This window comes from Frankia alni ACN14a, assembly GCF_000058485.1.
GTDB lineage: Bacteria > Actinomycetota > Actinomycetes > Frankiales > Frankiaceae > Frankia > Frankia alni.
Window position 1 is genome coordinate 1,777,614 of sequence record NC_008278.1, and the last position, 16,793, is coordinate 1,794,406.

13 protein-coding genes are annotated in these 16,793 nt (G+C 74.1%); 11 read left to right on the plus strand and 2 right to left on the minus strand.

What is annotated here, in order from left to right; genetic code table 11:
- Positions 1-9: 9 nt before the first annotated feature.
- Positions 10-1,227 carry an acyl-CoA dehydrogenase family protein gene (locus tag FRAAL_RS07175; RefSeq protein WP_050997035.1) on the minus strand — a complete coding sequence of 406 codons (1,218 nt, stop codon included), beginning with the start codon at positions 1,225-1,227 and terminating at the stop codon, positions 10-12.
- A 347-nt stretch (positions 1,228-1,574) separates the two neighbouring features.
- Between FRAAL_RS07175 and FRAAL_RS07180 the strand changes: the two genes are divergently transcribed.
- From FRAAL_RS07180 to FRAAL_RS07225, 10 genes are all read left to right on the plus strand, one after another.
- Entirely contained in the window at positions 1,575-2,039 is a 465-nt protein-coding gene (locus FRAAL_RS07180; RefSeq protein WP_041938963.1) for a ketosteroid isomerase-related protein, read from the plus strand.
- A gap of 48 nt (positions 2,040-2,087) precedes the next feature.
- The gene (locus FRAAL_RS07185; RefSeq protein WP_011602850.1) at positions 2,088-2,657 is read left to right on the plus strand and encodes a ketosteroid isomerase-related protein; all 570 of its coding nucleotides are present in this window, start codon (positions 2,088-2,090) and stop codon (positions 2,655-2,657) included.
- Positions 2,658-2,758: 101 nt separating this feature from the next.
- On the plus strand, positions 2,759-4,417 hold the full coding sequence (locus FRAAL_RS07190) for an AMP-binding protein (RefSeq protein WP_011602851.1): 1,659 nt from the start codon (positions 2,759-2,761) through the stop codon (positions 4,415-4,417).
- A gap of 125 nt (positions 4,418-4,542) precedes the next feature.
- Positions 4,543-5,028 carry a flavin reductase family protein gene (locus tag FRAAL_RS07195; protein ID WP_011602852.1) on the plus strand — a complete coding sequence of 162 codons (486 nt, stop codon included), beginning with the start codon at positions 4,543-4,545 and terminating at the stop codon, positions 5,026-5,028.
- Positions 5,029-5,080: 52 nt separating this feature from the next.
- Positions 5,081-6,676 carry an aldehyde dehydrogenase family protein gene (locus FRAAL_RS07200; RefSeq protein WP_011602853.1) on the plus strand — a complete coding sequence of 532 codons (1,596 nt, stop codon included), beginning with the start codon at positions 5,081-5,083 and terminating at the stop codon, positions 6,674-6,676.
- The gene (locus FRAAL_RS07205) at positions 6,663-7,817 is read left to right on the plus strand and encodes an acyl-CoA dehydrogenase family protein (RefSeq protein ID WP_041938964.1); all 1,155 of its coding nucleotides are present in this window, start codon (positions 6,663-6,665) and stop codon (positions 7,815-7,817) included. Before FRAAL_RS07200 ends, FRAAL_RS07205 begins: the two co-directional genes overlap by 14 nt.
- A gap of 12 nt (positions 7,818-7,829) precedes the next feature.
- Positions 7,830-9,587, plus strand: coding sequence for an acyl-CoA carboxylase subunit beta (locus tag FRAAL_RS07210; protein ID WP_011602855.1), 1,758 nt, complete (start codon positions 7,830-7,832; stop codon positions 9,585-9,587).
- A 5-nt stretch (positions 9,588-9,592) separates the two neighbouring features.
- Positions 9,593-11,695, plus strand: coding sequence for an ATP-binding protein (locus FRAAL_RS07215; protein ID WP_011602856.1), 2,103 nt, complete (start codon positions 9,593-9,595; stop codon positions 11,693-11,695).
- A complete protein-coding gene (locus tag FRAAL_RS07220; protein WP_011602857.1) occupies positions 11,692-12,459 on the plus strand; it encodes an enoyl-CoA hydratase-related protein in 768 nt (255 codons plus the stop codon). The genes FRAAL_RS07215 and FRAAL_RS07220 overlap by 4 nt, the downstream gene beginning before the upstream one ends.
- The gene (locus tag FRAAL_RS07225; RefSeq protein ID WP_011602858.1) at positions 12,459-14,264 is read left to right on the plus strand and encodes an acyclic terpene utilization AtuA family protein; all 1,806 of its coding nucleotides are present in this window, start codon (positions 12,459-12,461) and stop codon (positions 14,262-14,264) included. Before FRAAL_RS07220 ends, FRAAL_RS07225 begins: the two co-directional genes overlap by 1 nt.
- 262 nt (positions 14,265-14,526) lie before the next feature.
- On the opposite strand, the gene FRAAL_RS07230 is transcribed toward FRAAL_RS07225, so the two are convergent.
- Positions 14,527-15,732, minus strand: a complete 1,206-nt coding sequence (locus tag FRAAL_RS07230) for an acyl-CoA dehydrogenase family protein (protein WP_011602859.1) — start codon at positions 15,730-15,732, stop codon at positions 14,527-14,529.
- A gap of 565 nt (positions 15,733-16,297) precedes the next feature.
- Between FRAAL_RS07230 and FRAAL_RS07235 the strand changes: the two genes are divergently transcribed.
- On the plus strand, positions 16,298-16,720 hold the full coding sequence (locus tag FRAAL_RS07235) for a TOBE domain-containing protein (protein ID WP_011602860.1): 423 nt from the start codon (positions 16,298-16,300) through the stop codon (positions 16,718-16,720).
- The last annotated feature ends 73 nt before the right edge of the window (positions 16,721-16,793 follow it).

The window sequence follows — 16,793 nt, forward strand, 5'->3', positions numbered from 1 at the left end:
CCGTGCGCGTCAGGCGCCGTCGAGCAGCCCCAGCTCCGCGCGCCCGAGCAGGTCGTACGCCTGGTCGGTGGTGAGGGGGTGGAAGGGCCCGCCGCGGGCGTCGCGGTACAGGCGCTCCAGGACGTGGCCACGTCGAAACGCCGACCCGCCGACCAGGCGCAGCGCCGTGTCGGTCACCCGGATCGCTGCCTCCGTGGTGGCGACCTTCGTGACGTCGAGCAACCCCGTGCGGGCGAGCGGATTCCACTCGGCGTCCCGGCCGTCGAGCAGAATGCGCCCCGTCGTCTCCAGTGCGCGGGCCGCCGTCTCCGTGTCGACCAGCATCCGGCCGAGCCCGTGCTGGATGTAGCCGATGCCCTTCAACGCGACGTCGGAGCCCTCCATCGTGGCGCCCAGGGACTTCTTGCGCAGGATCTCCCGAGTCGCCGCGTACGCCTTCTCGGCCAGGCCGCAGTAGACCCCGGCGAAGCTCATCGACGCCCATTCGAACTCGCCGAACAACCCGTTGCGGAAGTTGCCGCCGTAGGCGTCCGCCGGGGCGGCGACACCGTCGAACACGAGGGTGTGGGTGCCGGTCGCGCGCATGCCCATCGTGTCCCATGTCTCGACCACGCTGATGCCGGGGCTGTCGATCGGCAGCACGAACACCGCCTCGCGCGCGGCGTGGTCGGTGAACTCCGTGGGCAGCTCGCCGGACGGGTCGGTGATCGTCGCGTTGAACGCGACGAGATCGGCGCCGAGGCAGAGGGTGGCCCAGGTCTTGCGCCCGGTGACCCGCCAGCCGCCGGAACCGTCGGGAACCGCCTTCGTGTCGGCGAGACCGGTCAGGCCGGCCCGATCCTCGCTGAACGGTCCGCACACGATCTTCTGTTCGTCGACGACCTCGGCGAACACCCGTTCGCGCATCGGCTCGTCCAGCAGTCCGCGGAAGATCCCGATCATCGTCTGGTGCATGTTGAAGGCGAGCGCGATGGCCGGGTCGCCCTTGGCGAGCTCCTTCGACACCAGGGTGGTCGTCCAGATGTCCGCGCCCAGCCCCCCGTACTTCTTCGGCACCGAGAGGGCGACCAGGCCGCTGTCCCGGTAACGGGGAACGAGTTCGGTGGGGAACCGGTTGTCGGCGTCGGCCGCCGGCCCGGCGGCGGCGAACTCCTCGGCCAGCGCGCGGGCCGTCGCGAGCACGTCGGCCTGTTCGTCCGGCGTCATCTCCACGTGGTGCTTTCCCATACCGCAGCACACTCCTCGTCGTCGACGGTGTCCCGGTGAACACGCCCCCGCTGAATGCGTCCCGGTCGAGCGAAACGTAGCTCGGCCGGCGCGGGGCGGAATCTCCCTGCGGGAGAACTTCCGCCCTTCATCGGGGTGACATCGGCACCGCACCGACCCGCTCTCACCGGGCGGAGCCGGCCGGCCCCGTCGCATTCACCCCAAGGAGCAGGGTCTTTACCCCCGGGGGATGACGCGGTGCCGCCGGCGACGGACCTAACCTGGTGGCCACCGAACCACGGGATTCCCTCGGACCGCCGTCGGGAACCGTCGACCCGGCAGGAAGCGCCGACAGGGAGCGTTGTCCGATGTCCTCCTACCGTTTCGCCGTACAGTGGCTCAAGGCATTCCGCGAGAGCGCGGAGAAGGTGTGCGCGCTGTATGCCGACGAGTTCCTCTTCGAGGACCTGATTCTCGACCAGTCCATCACCGACAAGGCGGAGCTGCACCGGGTCTTCGCCCCGTACGCCAACGCGGACCGGGACAACGGCATCGGTATCAACCTGTTCCGCATCGACGAGTACCTCGGCGACGCCCGCAGCGGTCTCATCCGCTGGACCTGGGAACCCGACGGAGCCGCGGCCTTTCTTGGGGTTCCCACCGGCGGGCGGCCCTTCGCCACCTCCGGCCAGACCTTCCACGTCTACGACGCCGACGGGCGCATCCGGCGCGAGTCGACCTACTGGGACGCCGTGGCGCCGCTGCACACCCTGGGACTGCCGGTGTCGGCCCACGGCGGGATCACCGCCCCGGTCCTCGCCGCCACCCACTGATCCGCCGCCCGCCGAGCCGCCGCCCAGCCGGCGCGAGAGGAGAACCCGATGAGCCAGGCGACCGAGCACGCCGAGCGGTGGGCGCGGGCGATCACCGCCGACACCGACGCCGCCGTCGCGCTCTACGCCGACGCGGTCCTCTACGACGACCGCCGGGCGGTCGACCACGTCGTGGACACGGCCACCGACCGCACGCAGGTGCGCGAGCGCCTCGCCCCCTTCGCGAACCAGGATCCGGCCAACGGCCTCGGCATCCACCGCTTCGACGTCCTGGAGGCCATCGAGACCACGGGCGGGGCCGGCGCCCGCGCCGTGACGATCCTGTGGCGGTGGACGGGCGAACATCTCGCCGGCTTCCGCGGAGTGCCGACCGGCGGGCGCTCCCTGGCCACCCGCGGCCAGACCTGGCATCAGCTCGACGCGGACGGCCGCATCGACCGTGAGCTGACCAACTGGAACGACACCCCGGTGCTCCAGCAGCTTGGCCTGCCGGTGCTCACCCCCCACTACTGGGTCGCCGACGCCGACGCCGACGCCGGCGCCATCGCGGTCTCGGGCGCGGCCCCGGGCGTCGGCACCCCCACCGCCTCAGCCACCGCCGACGGCGCCGGTGGCTGAGGCGGCCGGGCAGACGGCGGCCGGGCAGACGGCGGCCGGGCAGACGGCGGCCGGGCAGACGGCGGCCGGGCGACAGCGAGTCGGCGAGGAGGGGATCGGTCATGTGGGGCACCCTGCCCGAGGTCTTCGACCGGGCGTGCCTTTACCACGCGGGAGCGACGGCGCTCGTCGACGGCGAGCGGCGGCTCACCTACCGGCAGATGCGGGAGTACGCGAACCGGGTGGCGCACGGCCTGGCCGCGCTCGGCGTCGGCCGCGGGGACCGGGTGGGTCTGCTGCTGCCCAACGTGCTGGAGTTCATCCCGACCCAGCACGGCATCTGGAAGGCCGGGGCGGCGCTCGTGCAGATGCCGGCGCGGGCCGCGGCCGCCGGGCATCGGGCCACGCTGCGCCAGACCGGGGCGACCACGCTGATCTACCACGAACGGTTCGACGACGTCGTCGCCGAGGCCCTCGCCGGCGTGCCGCAGCGGCCCCGGCTGATCCGGCTCGCCGCGAGCACACCGTCACCGGCTGGACCGGGCGGTCTGGCCGATTCGGCTGGTTCGGCTGGTTCGGCTGATTCGGTGCGCCGCGGCGGTCCCGTCGAGGCGGTGGACTCCGCCGGGCTCGGCCGCCTCGACTACGCGGCGTACTTCGGTGCCCAGCTCGACGGCCCGCCCGCGACGGTGCCACGCGAGGACGACGAGGCGTATGTGCTGTTCACCTCCGGCAGCACCGGCGAGCCGAAGGGCGTCGTCACCTCCCATGAGACCTGGGCGCACTACAGCATCACGGCCGGCCTGGAGATCGGCGACATCCGTCCGGGGGAGGTGTTCGCGCACGGCGCCCCGCTCACCCACTTCACCCAGATCTTCGTCATGCCGACGTTCCTGCGCGGTGGGACGAACGTGATGCTGCCGGGGCTCGACGTCGACCTGCTGCTGGGCACGGTGCAGCGGGAGCGTGTCACCGCCACGGCCGTGGTGCCGACGATCGTGTACCTGCTGCTCGACCATCCCGACCGGGCGTCCTACGACCTCTCCTCGCTGCACACGATGATCTACGCCGGGGCGCCGATCGCCCCGGAGCGCCTGCGCGAGGCCCTCGCCGTGTTCGGCCCGATCTTCGTGCAGACCTACGCGGGTACCGAGCCCGGCTACGTGTCCTGCCTGCGCAAGGAGGACCACCGGGTCGACAGCGAGCCCGGCCTGCGCCGGCTGGCCTCGGCCGGACGCCCGATCCCGTACGTGCGGGTGAGCATCCAGGACGAGGCCGACCGCCCGCTGCCGATCGGCGAGACCGGGGAGATCTGTTCGCGCCAGCTCGGGCAGATGCTGACCTACCTCGACCCCACCCGCAACGCCGAGGCGCTGCGCGACGGCTGGGTCCACACCGGCGACATCGGCCGCCTGGACGACGACGGCTTCCTCTACCTCGTCGACCGCAAGAAGGACATGGTGGTCAGCGGCGGGTTCAACGTCTTCCCACGCCAGGTGGAGGACGTGCTGCTCACCCATCCCGCGGTCGCGCAGGCCGCCGTCATCGGCGTGCCGCACGCGAAGTGGGGCGAGGCCGTGCACGCGGTCGTCGTCGCCCGGGCCGGGGCCGAGGTGACCGAGGCCGACCTGATCGCCCACGTCCGCCGGGAGCTGGGCGGGGTGCCCGCGCCCAAGTCGATCGAGTTCCGCGCCGGCCTGCCGCTCAACGCGGCCGGCAAGGTCGACAAACGGGCGATCCGCGAGCCGCACTGGGCCGGCCGCGGTCGCCGGATCGGTTGACCGCCGTGCCGAGCCCCGCCTGGGCCCCGTCGGGAGGAGACCACACCGTGCCTGTGCGTACGCGTAGGACCGGACCCGGACCGGCTCACAAACCCGGACCCGGACCCGGCCATGGATCCGGATCGGTGGCCGGGCCGGATGCCGCCAGCTTCCGGGACGTGCTGTCCCGGTTCGCCACCGGCGTGGTGGTGGTGACGGCGCTGGCCGGCGACCGGCCGGTCGGGCTGACCTGCCAGTCGTTCACCGCGCTGTCACTGGACCCGCCGATGATCCTGTTCTGCCCGGGCCGGTCGTCGACCTCGTGGCCGGCGGTGGCGGGCGCGGGCCGGCTGTGCGTCAACATCCTCAGCGCCGACCAGGATCTGCTCAGCGCGGGCTTCGCGCGCAGCGGGGCGGACAAGTTCGCCGGCGTCGCGTGGACGCCGCTGCCGGGCGGCGCACCCGCCCTGGACGGCGCCGCCGCCCACATCGGCGCGCACATCGCCGCCATCCACGACGGCGGCGACCACCACATCGTCACCTGTCACGTCGAGAGCGTCCGCGCCGGCGAGCACGACGGCCCGCTCGTCTACTACCGCAGCCGCTACCGGCGGCTGCTGCCGGCCGACTGATCTGTACCGGCACGGCCCGCCGGACCGGACCGGACCGAGGAGGGGAGGCACGATGGGCGTACCGCACCACCCGCTGTTCATCGCCGGACGATGGGTCGACACCGCCGACCGGTACGACCTGCGCAGCCCCGCGACGGGCGAGCTCGTCGCGACCGCCGCGCGGGGCGGGATCACGCACGTCGACCAGGCGGTCGACGCCGCCGCGGCGGCGCACGCGGCGGGGGACTGGCGACGTACCCCCCCGGCCGAGCGGGCGGCGCTGCTGCACCGCGTCGCCGACCGGCTGCAGGCGCGGCTGCCCGAGCTCGCGGCGCTGCAGAGCCGGGAGAACGGCGCCACGATCCGGGTGAGCACCGCCCTGCACCTGGGCCTGTCGATCGCGCACCTGCGCTACCTTGCCGACCTCGCCGGCTCGTACGCGTTCGAGCGGCCCGGCCCGGCGATGGACCCGCTGCCCACCGCGGGCCTGCTGCGGCGCGAACCGCTCGGCGTCGTCGCCGCGATCGTGCCCTGGAACATCCCGCTGCTGGTGACGATCTGGAAGGTCGCCCCGGCGCTGGCCGCGGGCAACACCGTCGTGCTCAAGCCCGACGAGCACGCTCCGCTGCTGCCGCTGGAGCTGGCCGCCGAGTTCGCGGCGGCCGGCCTGCCGGCGGGCGTCCTCAACGTCGTCACCGGCGACGGCGACCCGGTCGGCGCCCACCTCGCCGCGCACCCGACGGTGCGCAAGGTGGCGTTCACCGGCTCCACCGAGGTGGGGCGCGCCATCCTGCGCGCGGCCGCCGGCACGGTGAAGCGGGTGACCCTGGAGCTGGGCGGCAAGGGTCCGAACATCATCCTGGCCGACGCCGACCTGCCGCTGGTGGTGGACGGTGCCCTGTACGCGGCGCTGGCGAACAACGGGCAGGCGTGTGAGGCCGGCACCCGCCTGCTCGTGCCGGCGGCCCGGCAGGCGGAGATCGTCGAGGCCCTGGTGGACCGCGCCAAGGGCCTGCGCCTGGGCGACCCGCTGGACCCGGCGACCGACGTCGGACCGGTGATCAGCGCCGGCCAGCGGGACCGGATCCTCGGCCGCCTGGCCGCCGCCCGCGCCGAGGGGGCCACGATCGCCCTCGGCGGGGCGACGCCGACCGGACCCGGCTTCGACGTCGGGTACTGGGTCGAACCCACCGTGGTCACCGGCGCCGCCGCCACCGCGCGGATCGCCCGCGAGGAGGTCTTCGGCCCGGTGCTGACCGTGCTGTCGTACGACTCCGTCGACGAGGCGGTGGCGCTGGCCAACGACAGCGACTACGGCCTGTCCGCCGGGGTGTGGAGCGCCGACGAGGCCCGCGCGCTCGACGTGGCCCGCCGGCTCGACGCCGGGATGGTCTACGTCAACGACTGGCACGTCATCCACCCCGCCTACCCGTTCGGCGGGACCAAGCAGAGCGGCCTGGGCCGCGAGGGTGGACCGGACGCGCTCGACGCCTACACCGAGCAGAAGATCATCACACTCGACCGGGCCGGCGGCCTGGCGAACCGGCCGGCGTTCGGGCTGGTGCTCGGCGCGCCACCAGAAGGGCTCGGCGCGCCACCGGCAGGGCTTGACGCGTCACCGGCAGGGCTTGGCGCGTCACCAGAAGGGAACCACGGTGGACTTCGCTGAGACCGCGGAGCTGACGGCCCTGCGCGAGACCGTCGCCGCGATCATCAAACCGTTCGGTGGCGCCTACTACACCGAGCGGTCGGCGACCCGGACGCCGACCGCCGAGGCGTGGGGCGCACTGGCCGAGGCCGGCTACCTCGGCGTGAACCTGCCCGAGCGCTACGGCGGGGGCGGCGGCGGCATCGTGGAGCTCGCCGCCGTGTGCGAGGAGAGCGCCGCGGCGGGCTGCCCGCTGCTGCTCCTGCTGGTCTCGGCGGCGATCTCCGGGGAGGTGATCGCCCGGTTCGGCGACGAGGGCCAGCGGGAACGCTGGCTGCCCGGCCTCGCCGACGGCAGCCACAAGATCGTCTTTGCGATCACCGAGCCGGGCGCCGGGTCGAACACCCACCGCCTGGCCACGAGCGCGCGCCGCGCCGGCGACGACTGGCTGCTCAGCGGCCAGAAGTACTACATCTCCGGGTTCGACGAGGCCGCCGCCGTCCTCGTGGTGGCGCGCACCGGCGTCGACGAGGGCACCGGGCGGGCCCGGCTGTCGCTGTTCGTCGTCCCGACCCGCACCCCCGGGCTGACCGCGCACCCGCTGCCGGTCGCGGCCCAGCTGCCCGAACGACAGTTCACCCTGTTCCTCGACGACGTGCGGGTGCCGGCCGACGCGCTGGTCGGCACCGAGGGCGACGGCCTGCGCCAGGTGTTCCACGGGCTGAACCCGGAACGGATCACCGGTGCCGCGCTGTGCGTCGGCATCGCCCGGTACGCCCTCGACCGCGCCGTGGCCTACGCCCGCGACCGGCGGGTCTGGGACCAGCCCATCGGCGCCTACCAGGGCATCGCGCACCCGCTCGCCAAGGCGCGGATCGAGACCTCGCTGGCCGCCCTGATGACACGCCGCGCCGCGTGGGCGCACGACCGGGGGCTGCCCGCCGGCGAGCCGTCCAACACGGCCAAGTACGCGGCGGCCGAGGCGGCGCTGGCCGCCGTCGACCAGGCCATCCAGACCCACGGTGGCAACGGGATGTCGGCCGAGTACGGCCTGGTGCCGCTGTGGGGGCTGGCCCGCACGCTGCGGATCGCGCCGGTGAGCCGGGAGATGATCCTGAACTACGTCGCCCAGCACGGTCTCGGCCTGCCCCGCTCGTACTGAGGAGACGACACCTTGACGACCACCATCCGCGGGACGACCACCGTCGGCGGGACGACCACCGTCGGCGGGACGACCACCGTCGGCGGGACGACCACCGTCGGCGGGACGACCACCGTCGGCGGGACGACCACGACGCCCGGCCCGGGCGCGGCGCACCCCCGCGTCGCCGAGGGGACGGTCCTGCGCTCCCGCCTGGACACCGGCTCCGGGCAGTACCGGACCAACCGGCGCACGCAGCTCGGACTCCTGGCCGACCTGTCCGAGCAGCTCGCCGCCGCCCGCGACGGTGGCGGCGAGCGCTACCGCGACCGGCACCGTCGCCGCGGCCGGCTGCTGGTCCGGGAGCGCATCGAGCTGCTGCTCGACCGGGACTCGGCGTTCCTCGAACTGTCCCCGCTCGCCGCCTGGGGCAGCGGGTTCGCCGTCGGGGCGAGCGTCGTCACCGGGATCGGCGTGGTGTCCGGGGTCGAGGTGGTCGTCATCGGCCACGACCCGACGGTCCGCGGCGGCGCGATGAACCCGCACTCGCTGCGCAAGACGCTGCGCGCGCTGGAGATCGCGCGGCGCAACCGGCTGCCCGTGGTGAACCTCGTCGAGTCCGGTGGTGCGGACCTGCCCAGCCAGGCCGACCTGTTCGTCGGGGCCGGGCGGATCTTCCACGACCTGTCCGCGCTGTCGGCGGCCGGCGTCCCCACGATCGCCCTGGTCTTCGGCACCGCGACGGCCGGCGGCGCCTACGTGCCCGGGATGTGCGACTACGCCGTCCTCGTCGACGGCCAGGCGAAGGTGTTCCTCGGCGGCCCGCCGCTGGTGCGGATGGCCACCGGCGAGCAGGCCGACGACGAGGAGCTCGGCGGGGCGGCGATGCACGGGCGGGTGTCCGGGCTCGCCGACCACGTCGCCGTCGACGAGCGCGACGCGATCCGCATCGGCCGCCGGATCCTGTCCGAGATCAACTGGCGCAAGCTTGGTCGCGGGCCCGAACTGCCCGCCGACCCGCCGCTCTACGACCCCGACGAGCTGCTCGGCATCGCCCCGGCCGACCTGCGGCTGCCGTTCGACCCCCGGGAGGTGCTCGCCCGCGTCGTCGACGGCTCCCGGTTCGGCGAGTACAAGCCGGAGTTCGGCACCCGCCTGGTGACGGGCTGGGCGTCGGTGCACGGGTTCGCCGTCGGGGTGCTGGCCAACGCGGGCGGCATCCTGTTCAGCGCCGAGGCGTGCAAGGCCGCCGAGTTCATCCAGCTCGCCAACCAGGTCGACACCCCGCTGCTGTTCCTGCAGAACACCACCGGCTTCATGGTGGGCACCGCCTACGAACGCGGCGGCATCATCTCCGACGGCGCCAAGATGATCAATGCCGTGACGAACAGCAGCGTCCCGCACCTGACCATCACCATGGCGGCGTCGTTCGGCGCCGGCAACTACGGCATGTCCGGGCGGGCCTTCGACCCGCGGCTGATGTTCGCCTGGGCCGGCGCCCGCTGCGCCGTCATGGGCGCCGCCCAGCTCGCGGGCGTGCTGTCGATCGTCGGGCAGTCCGCCGCCGAGGCCGCCGGCCGGCCTTTCGACGCCGCCGCGGACGCCGAGCGGCGGGCGGCGATCGAACGCCAGATCGAGGCCGAGTCGCACGCGTTCTTCATGAGCGGGCGGCTCTACGACGACGGCGTGCTCGACCCACGGGACACCCGCACCGTGCTCGGCATCGCCCTGTCCGCCGCGCACTCCGCGCCGATCGAGGGACGCCGTGGCTACGGCGTCTTCAGGATGTGACCGCCGTGAGTCCCACCGACCCCCCAGCGCCCATCGGCCCCCCAGCACCCACCGGCCCGACGCGCCCGATCCGCCGGCTGCTCGTCGCCAACCGGGGCGAGATCGCCGCGCGGATCATCCGGACCGCGCACGCGATGGACATCGCCACCGTCGCCGTCCACGCCGATCCGGACGCCGACGCCCCGTACGTCGCCGCCGCGGACGAGGCCGTCGCGCTGCCCGGCGCGACGCCGGCCGAGACCTACCTGCGCGCCGACCTGCTCGTCGAGGCCGCCCTGCGCACCGGGGCCGACGCCGTCCACCCCGGCTATGGCTTCCTCGCCGAGAACGCCGCGTTCGCCCGGGCCTGCGCCGCCGCCGGCCTGACGTTCGTCGGACCGCCGCCGGCGGCGATCGAGGCGATGGGGTCGAAGACCCGGGCGAAAGAGCTGATGGCCGCCGCCGGGGTGCCGGTCCTGCCCGGCCTGGTCGTCGACGAGGCCCTGCTCGCCGGCCGCGACGGCGGGACCGTCGCCGCCGAGGCGGGCCTGACATTCCCGCTGCTGGTCAAGGCCGTCTTCGGCGGCGGCGGGCGGGGGATGCGCATCGCCCGGGACGCCGCGGAACTCGCCGCGGCGGTGGCGGCGGCCCGGCGCGAGGCGGCGTCGGCGTTCGGCGACCCGACGGTGTTCCTGGAGCATCTCGTCGACCGGCCCCGCCACATCGAGGTGCAGGTCTTCGCGGATTCCCACGGCGAGGTGGTGCACCTGTTCGAGCGGGAGTGCTCGATCCAACGGCGCTACCAGAAGATCATCGAGGAGGCGCCGTCCGCCGTGGTCGACGCCGGGCTGCGCGAGCGGCTCGGCGCCGCCGCCGTCGCCGCCGCCGCCGCGATCGGGTACGTCGGCGCGGGCACGGTCGAGTTCGTGCTCGACCGTGCCGGGCGCTTCTTCTTTCTGGAGGTCAACACCCGCCTGCAGGTCGAGCACCCGGTGACCGAGCAGATCACCGGCCTGGACCTGGTCCGCGCCCAGCTCCTGGTCGCCGAGGGCGCCCCGCTGCCGGCCGAGGTACGCACCGCCCGGATCACCGGCCATGCCGTCGAGGCCCGGCTGTGCGCCGAGGACGTCGGCGCCGGGTTCCTGCCGGCCGCCGGGACGATCCACCGCTTCGAGGTTCCGACCGATCCGGGCATCCGCGTCGACAGCGGCGTCGCGGCGGGGTCCGTCGTCGGCGTCCACTACGACTCGATGATCGCGAAGGTCGTCGCGCACGGGGCGACCCGTGACGAGGCGCTGCGCCGGCTCGCCCGGGCGCTGTCGCGGACCCGGGTGCACGGGATCGCCACCAACCGCGACCTGCTCGTGGCCGTGCTGCGCGACCCGCGGTTTCGGGCCGGCGAGTTCGACACGGGCTTCCTCGACCGGTGGGACCTCGTCGGGCTCGGCGCGCCCGCGGTGGGCGGGGACGTGCTGGCCACGCATCTCATCGCGGCCACCGTCGCCGCCTCGTCGCAGCGCCGGGCGGCGGCGGTCCTGCCGGGCCTGCCCCCCGGCTGGCGCAACGTTCCCGGCGAGCCGCAACGCGCCGTGTACACGGTGACGGGCGGCGGGACGGCCGGTGGCACGGCCGGTGAGGTCGAGGTGCTCTACCGGTGGCGGGGCCGGGGTCTCGACGTCAGCGTCGGCGGGCGGGCGCACGACGTCGGTGTTCACCGGGTCGGACCGGACGGGGTCGATCTCACCGTCGACGGCGTCCGGGCCACGGTGGCGGTGCACCGGGTCGGGTCGCGGGTCTACCTCGACGGCCGCGGCGCGTCGACGGCCGTCGACGAGATCCCCCGGTTCGTCGAGCCGGGTGCCGCCGCGGCGGCGGGGTCGCTGGCCGCTCCCATGCCGGGCACCGTCGTGCGCGTCGCGGTGGCGCGGGACGCGGCGGTGGCCGCCGGTGACGTCGTGGTCGTCCTGGAGGCGATGAAGATGGAACATCCGGTGGTCGCGCCGCACGACGGGGTGGTGAGCACGCTGGACGTCCGGCGCGGGCAGGCCGTCGGCGGCGGTGACATCCTCGCGGTCATCAGCCCGGTCGAGCCGGTCGGCGCCGTCGTGGCCGGGGCGGTGGCGCCGTGACGTCCACGGCGGTCGGCTACCGCCGCGAGGGACCCGTCGCGTGGCTGACGATCGACCGCCCCGAGACCCGCAACGCCCTGTCCGCCGAGGTGCGTGCCGGGCTGTGGGAGGCGTTCACCCGGCTCGGCGCGGACGCCGACGCCGCTGTCGGCGTGCTCACGGCCAGCGGGGACCGGGCCTTCTGCGCCGGCGGCGACCTGCGGGAGATGGCGGGGGAGGGGCTGCGGGTGCCGCCGCCGGACTACCTGCCGCAGCTCGGCCGCAACATCGACGTCGACAAGCCGGTGATCGCCGCCGTCAACGGGGCCGCCTACGCCGGCGGGTTCCTGCTGACGCAGTGCTGCGATCTCGTGGTCGCCGCCGAGACCGCCCGGTTCGCCGTCACCGAGGCCCGGGTCGGCCGCGGCGCCCCCTGGGCCGCGCCGCTGCCCTACCTGCTGGCGCCGCGGATCGCGATGCAGATGCTGCTGACCGGTCAGCCGCTGACCGCGCGGCGCGCCCACGAACTCGGCCTGGTCAACGAGGTCGTCCCCGGCCCGGAGCTGGCCGGCCGGGCCGGCGAGCTCGCGGCGACGATCGCGGCGAACGCGCCGCTGTCGGTGCGCGCGGCCCGGCGCACGGTCGGACTGCTCGCCGAACTCCCGCTGTCGGCGGCGTACCGGGAGGCGGAGCGGCTCTGGGAACCGGTCTACCTCAGCGACGACGCGCAGGAGGGCCCGCGGGCGTTCCGCGACGGCCGCCCGCCGGTGTGGACCGGCCGCTGATGACCCCCGAGACGCCGCGGCGGGCGGTGCGCATCGCGAACTGCTCGGGGTTCTACGGTGACCGGATCGACGCCGCCCGGCTCATGGTCGACGGCGGCCCGGTGGACGTGCTCACCGGCGACTACCTGGCCGAACTCACGATGCTGATCCTGTGGAAGGCGCGCCGGCGCGACCCCGACGCCGGCTACGCGCGGACCTTCCTCGTCCAGCTCGAACAGGTGCTCGGCACCTGCCTGGACCGCGGGATCCGGATCGTGGTCAACGCCGGCGGGCTCAACCCCGCCGGGCTCGCCGCGCAGGTCGCCGCGGTCGCGGGGCGCCTCGGCCTGGCCCCGCGGGTCGCCCACATCACCGGCGACGACCTCGTCGGCCGGCTCGACGAGCTGCGAGCGGCCGGCGAGCCGCTCACCCACCTCGACACCGGGCGGCCGTTCGCCGGGCTCGCCGCGGACGGCGGGCCGCCGGTGACCGCCAACGCCTACCTCGGCGGGTGGGGCATCGCCGCCGCGCTGGCCGCGGGCGCCGACGTCGTGGTGGCGCCGCGGGTGACCGACGCCTCCCTCGTCGTCGGGCCGGCGGCCTGGTGGCACGGCTGGGCCCGCGACGACTGGGACCGCCTCGCCGGCGCCGTCGCGGCCGGGCACGTGATCGAATGCGGGCCGCAGGCGTGCGGTGGGAACTACCCCTTCCTGGCCGAGATCACCGACCGGCGCTATCCCGGGTTCCCGATCGCGGAGGTCGCCGCCGACGGCTCCAGCGTCATCACGAAGCATCCCGGCACCGGCGGGCTGGTCTCCGTCGGGACCGTCACCGCCCAGCTGCTCTACGAGATCGCGCAGCCGGCGTACCCGAATCCGGACGTCGTCGCCCACTTCGACACGATCCGGCTGGTCGAGCAGGGCCCGGACCGGGTGCGGCTGTCCGGCACCCGGGGCAGCCCGCCGCCGGACACGCTGAAGGTCGCCATGACCTGCCTCGGTGGGTACCGCAACACGATGACGCTCGTCCTCACCGGCCTCGACATCGAGGAGAAGGCCACCTGGGCCCGCCGGGAGCTGTTCGACCTGCTCGGCGGCGAGGGCGCCGTCGACGAGGCGGACGTGCGGCTGCTGCGGTTCGACCGGCCCGACGCCGACGACAACGCCCTGGCCACGGCGCACCTGCGGATCACGGTGAAGGACCGCGACCCGGCCCGGGTCGGCCGGCGGTTCTCGGACGCGACGACGGCGCTGGCCCTCGGCGGCTACGCGGGCTTCCACACGACCACCCCGCCGACCGAGGCCAGCGCCTACGGCGTGTACTGGCCGACGCTGGTGCACCGCGACGCCGTCGAGCAGCGCGTGGTCCTCGACGACGGCCGGCAGATCGTCGTCCCGCACAGCCCGTCGGCGCCGCCCGCCGTCGGCATCCCACCGCTGCCGAGGCCGTCGGCCGTCGCGGGGCGGGGCGCCGTCGCGGGGGGCGATCGGTTGGTCCGGGTGCCGCTGGGGCTGCTCGCGGGGGCGCGGTCCGGGGACAAGGGCGGCAACGCCAACGTCGGGCTCTGGGCCCGCGACGACGCCGCCTACGCCTGGCTCGCCGCCGAGCTGACCGCGGCGCGTTTCGCCGAGCTGGTCCCGGAGGCGCGGGGGCTGACGATCCACCGCTACGAGCTGGCGAACCTGCGGGCGCTCAACGTCGTCGTGGTCGGCCTGCTCGGCGACGGCGTGGCCGCGGCGACCAGGCCCGACCCGCAGGCCAAGGGGCTCGGCGAGTATGTCCGCTCACGGCTGGTCGACGTGCCGGCCCGGCTCCTGCCGCGTTGAGGTGGCCGGACTACGGACGCCGCCGCCGAGTGGCATCGCGCCGTCCCCGGCCGCGACCACTCGGGCCGGTGGGCCGGCTCGGGAGCTCCCGGCGCCGTCGCGGCGTGAGCCCCGGCCGAGCCGGCGGGCTCTGGGTCATCGGGAATCTGACCATTGCGCACCTCTCCCTCGCAGTGGACGTCTCGCAGTGGACGTGTAGGACCCTCGCGGTGAAGTGCAGGACTCGCGGTCCCCTGCCCGCAGCCTCGGGCGGGGGAGGACGTCAACGCCGCATGAGCAGCGAGCCGCCCAGCAGGTAGGCGCCGACCATCTCGAAGTTCGTCGGCGACAGGGTGATGTGCGCGGCCGCGCTGTGGACGTCGCGCAGGCAGCGGTCGAGCCGCCCGCCCGCGCCCAGCGCGCGGGTGCCGGCCATGCTGTGCAGGCTGTCCACGGCCTTGACCGTGTTCTCGCCGACGGTGGCGGCGGCCAGTCTGATCAGCGCGGACAGCTCCTCCCCGCCGATCAGGCAGCGCAGGCTGGCATGGTGGGCGGCGTCCTCCAACAGCAGCTCGGCGGAGCGGACCAGTGCCGCGGCGCGGGCGAGGCCGGCCTGGACGGTGTGGCTGGTGCCCAGGGTCTGCGTCCCCCGGGCGGGGACCGTGCCCACGGCGATGCCCGGGAAGGCGCTCAACGCGTCCTGGGCGATGCCGAGAATCGTCGACGCCGTGGTGAACGGCCCGAAGTCGTAGTAGGCGATGGGGTAGCCGCGGGAGGGGCGGGCGGCCGGTGGGCGGCGCAGCAGCCCGCCGTCGACGGTGAACTCCTCGGGCACGAACTGGTCGTCGACGGTGAAGCTGACACTTCCCGTCCCTCGCAGGCCCGTCGTGTGCCAGTCGTCGTCGAAGCGGACCACGCCGGCGGGCACGAACAGCATCCGGGTCGGCGCGGTCGCCGCCGGCGCGCAATCGCCCCCCGCGAGGCCGTCGGCCGGGGAGTCGCCCTCCGTGACCAGGGAGGCGCAGACGAGCCAGTCGGCGTGGGTGGATCCGCTCGCGAACGACCAGCGACCCCGCAGCCGGTAGCCGCCGGGCACCGGCTCGGCCTGACCGGAGGGGTTGATCCCGCCGACCACGAGCCCGTCGCTGTCCTGGAAGAGCTGGCAGGCGACCTGCTCCGGCAGATAGTCCGACATCCGGGAGATGACCCCCTGGACCCCCATCTGCCAGGCGACCGAGGCGTCGACACGGGCGAGCGCCTGCAGGACGGCGGAGCCGGTCCGGACGCTGACTCCGCCGCCACCGAAGGACGGGGACACCCACATGCGGTGGATGTTCTGATCCCGTAGCGCGGCGATGACGGCGGCCGGCGTCACCCTTTCCCGCTCGGCCTGCTCGCGGTGCCGAACCAGGACGGGAGTGACCTTCTCGACTCGCGAGAGCCACTCGGTCGTCTCTTCATGGGAGTGCGCGGAGCCGCTCCAGGACACGTCAGATACCTACTCTGCTCGGAATGCGCGTCGGGTCTGCGGGCAAAGGCTGGAACGGAGGTGCCGGTAGGCTCTTGACCGGCAGGTTTCCGGCTCTTTGCGGGGACCGGCGGCTGCTTGTCATTCGTGTTGACGGCTCGATACGGGCCCGCGCCGGGCGGCCCGAAGGTGGCGGGCGGCGGGCGGCGTCCCGGCGGGGTGGGACGCGCGACGAGGTGGTGCGCCGCGGTCGTAGCGGCGCTGAGCTGCGCGGACATCCGCCGCCCCTTCCTCGTCGGGGCCAGGCGACCACGGGTTGAGGCCACCCGGCGGCCCGGCGTTCAGCCGCATCTACGGTTGGATCCTAGCAATTTAAACGCAGATGCGGTCCGATATGGGAAGAAGGGTCCGTGGGCGCGGTCCGGTTGGCCGGGACGGACGGTCCGATGGACCCCAGTGTGACCCCGGGGTTCGAGGGTATTCGCCGGTCGCGACGTTGTCCGAACGGTCGGAAGACGGTCGGGTGACTCGGGTAACACCGTCGTCATGCAACTCGTCCGATACATGGGCTAGATAAGGTCGATTCATGATCCTTAGTATTCGTAACCGATTCACCGGAATTATTACCGAGATAGTCAGCGGCTCGGTCATGGGAACCGTCACCATGGAGATTCCCGGCGGCCTGTCGCTCGCGGCCACGGTCACGATGGACGCGATCAAGGATCTTGGTATCGGCATCGGCACCGCCGTGGAGGCACTCATCAAGTCGACCGACATCGCGGTGGCGACCACCGAGGTGTCGGGGCTGAGTATCCGGAACAAGCTGGCGGGTACGCTCGTCGGGCTCGACTCCGGCGGAGCGATGTCGGTCGCGAGGATCAAGGTCGGCAAGGATGTGGAGCTCACGGCGGCGATCACTCGGGCGGCGGCCGAGGAGCTCAAGCTCGAGCCCGGCACGCCGGTCACCGCACTGATCAAGTCCACCGAGGTCTCCTTCTCCGCGGTCTGACGCACCCTCCGCGCCGACCGGCCCACCCGCCGGTCGGCGCGCGGCGCCCCGCGCAGGCCCCGCAGCGTTCGCC

Bases quoted from the DNA above. Each gene is read 5' to 3' on its own strand.
- FRAAL_RS07175 (WP_050997035.1), bottom strand. From the start codon at position 1,227: ATGGGAAAGCACCACGTGGAGATGACGCCGGACGAACAGGCCGACGTG.
- FRAAL_RS07200 (WP_011602853.1), top strand. From the start codon at position 5,081: ATGGGCGTACCGCACCACCCGCTGTTCATCGCCGGACGATGGGTCGAC.
- FRAAL_RS07235 (WP_011602860.1), top strand. From the start codon at position 16,298: ATGATCCTTAGTATTCGTAACCGATTCACCGGAATTATTACCGAGATA.
- FRAAL_RS07225 (WP_011602858.1), top strand. From the start codon at position 12,459: ATGACCCCCGAGACGCCGCGGCGGGCGGTGCGCATCGCGAACTGCTCG.
- FRAAL_RS07190 (WP_011602851.1), top strand. From the start codon at position 2,759: ATGTGGGGCACCCTGCCCGAGGTCTTCGACCGGGCGTGCCTTTACCAC.
- FRAAL_RS07185 (WP_011602850.1), top strand. From the start codon at position 2,088: ATGAGCCAGGCGACCGAGCACGCCGAGCGGTGGGCGCGGGCGATCACC.
- FRAAL_RS07180 (WP_041938963.1), top strand. From the start codon at position 1,575: ATGTCCTCCTACCGTTTCGCCGTACAGTGGCTCAAGGCATTCCGCGAG.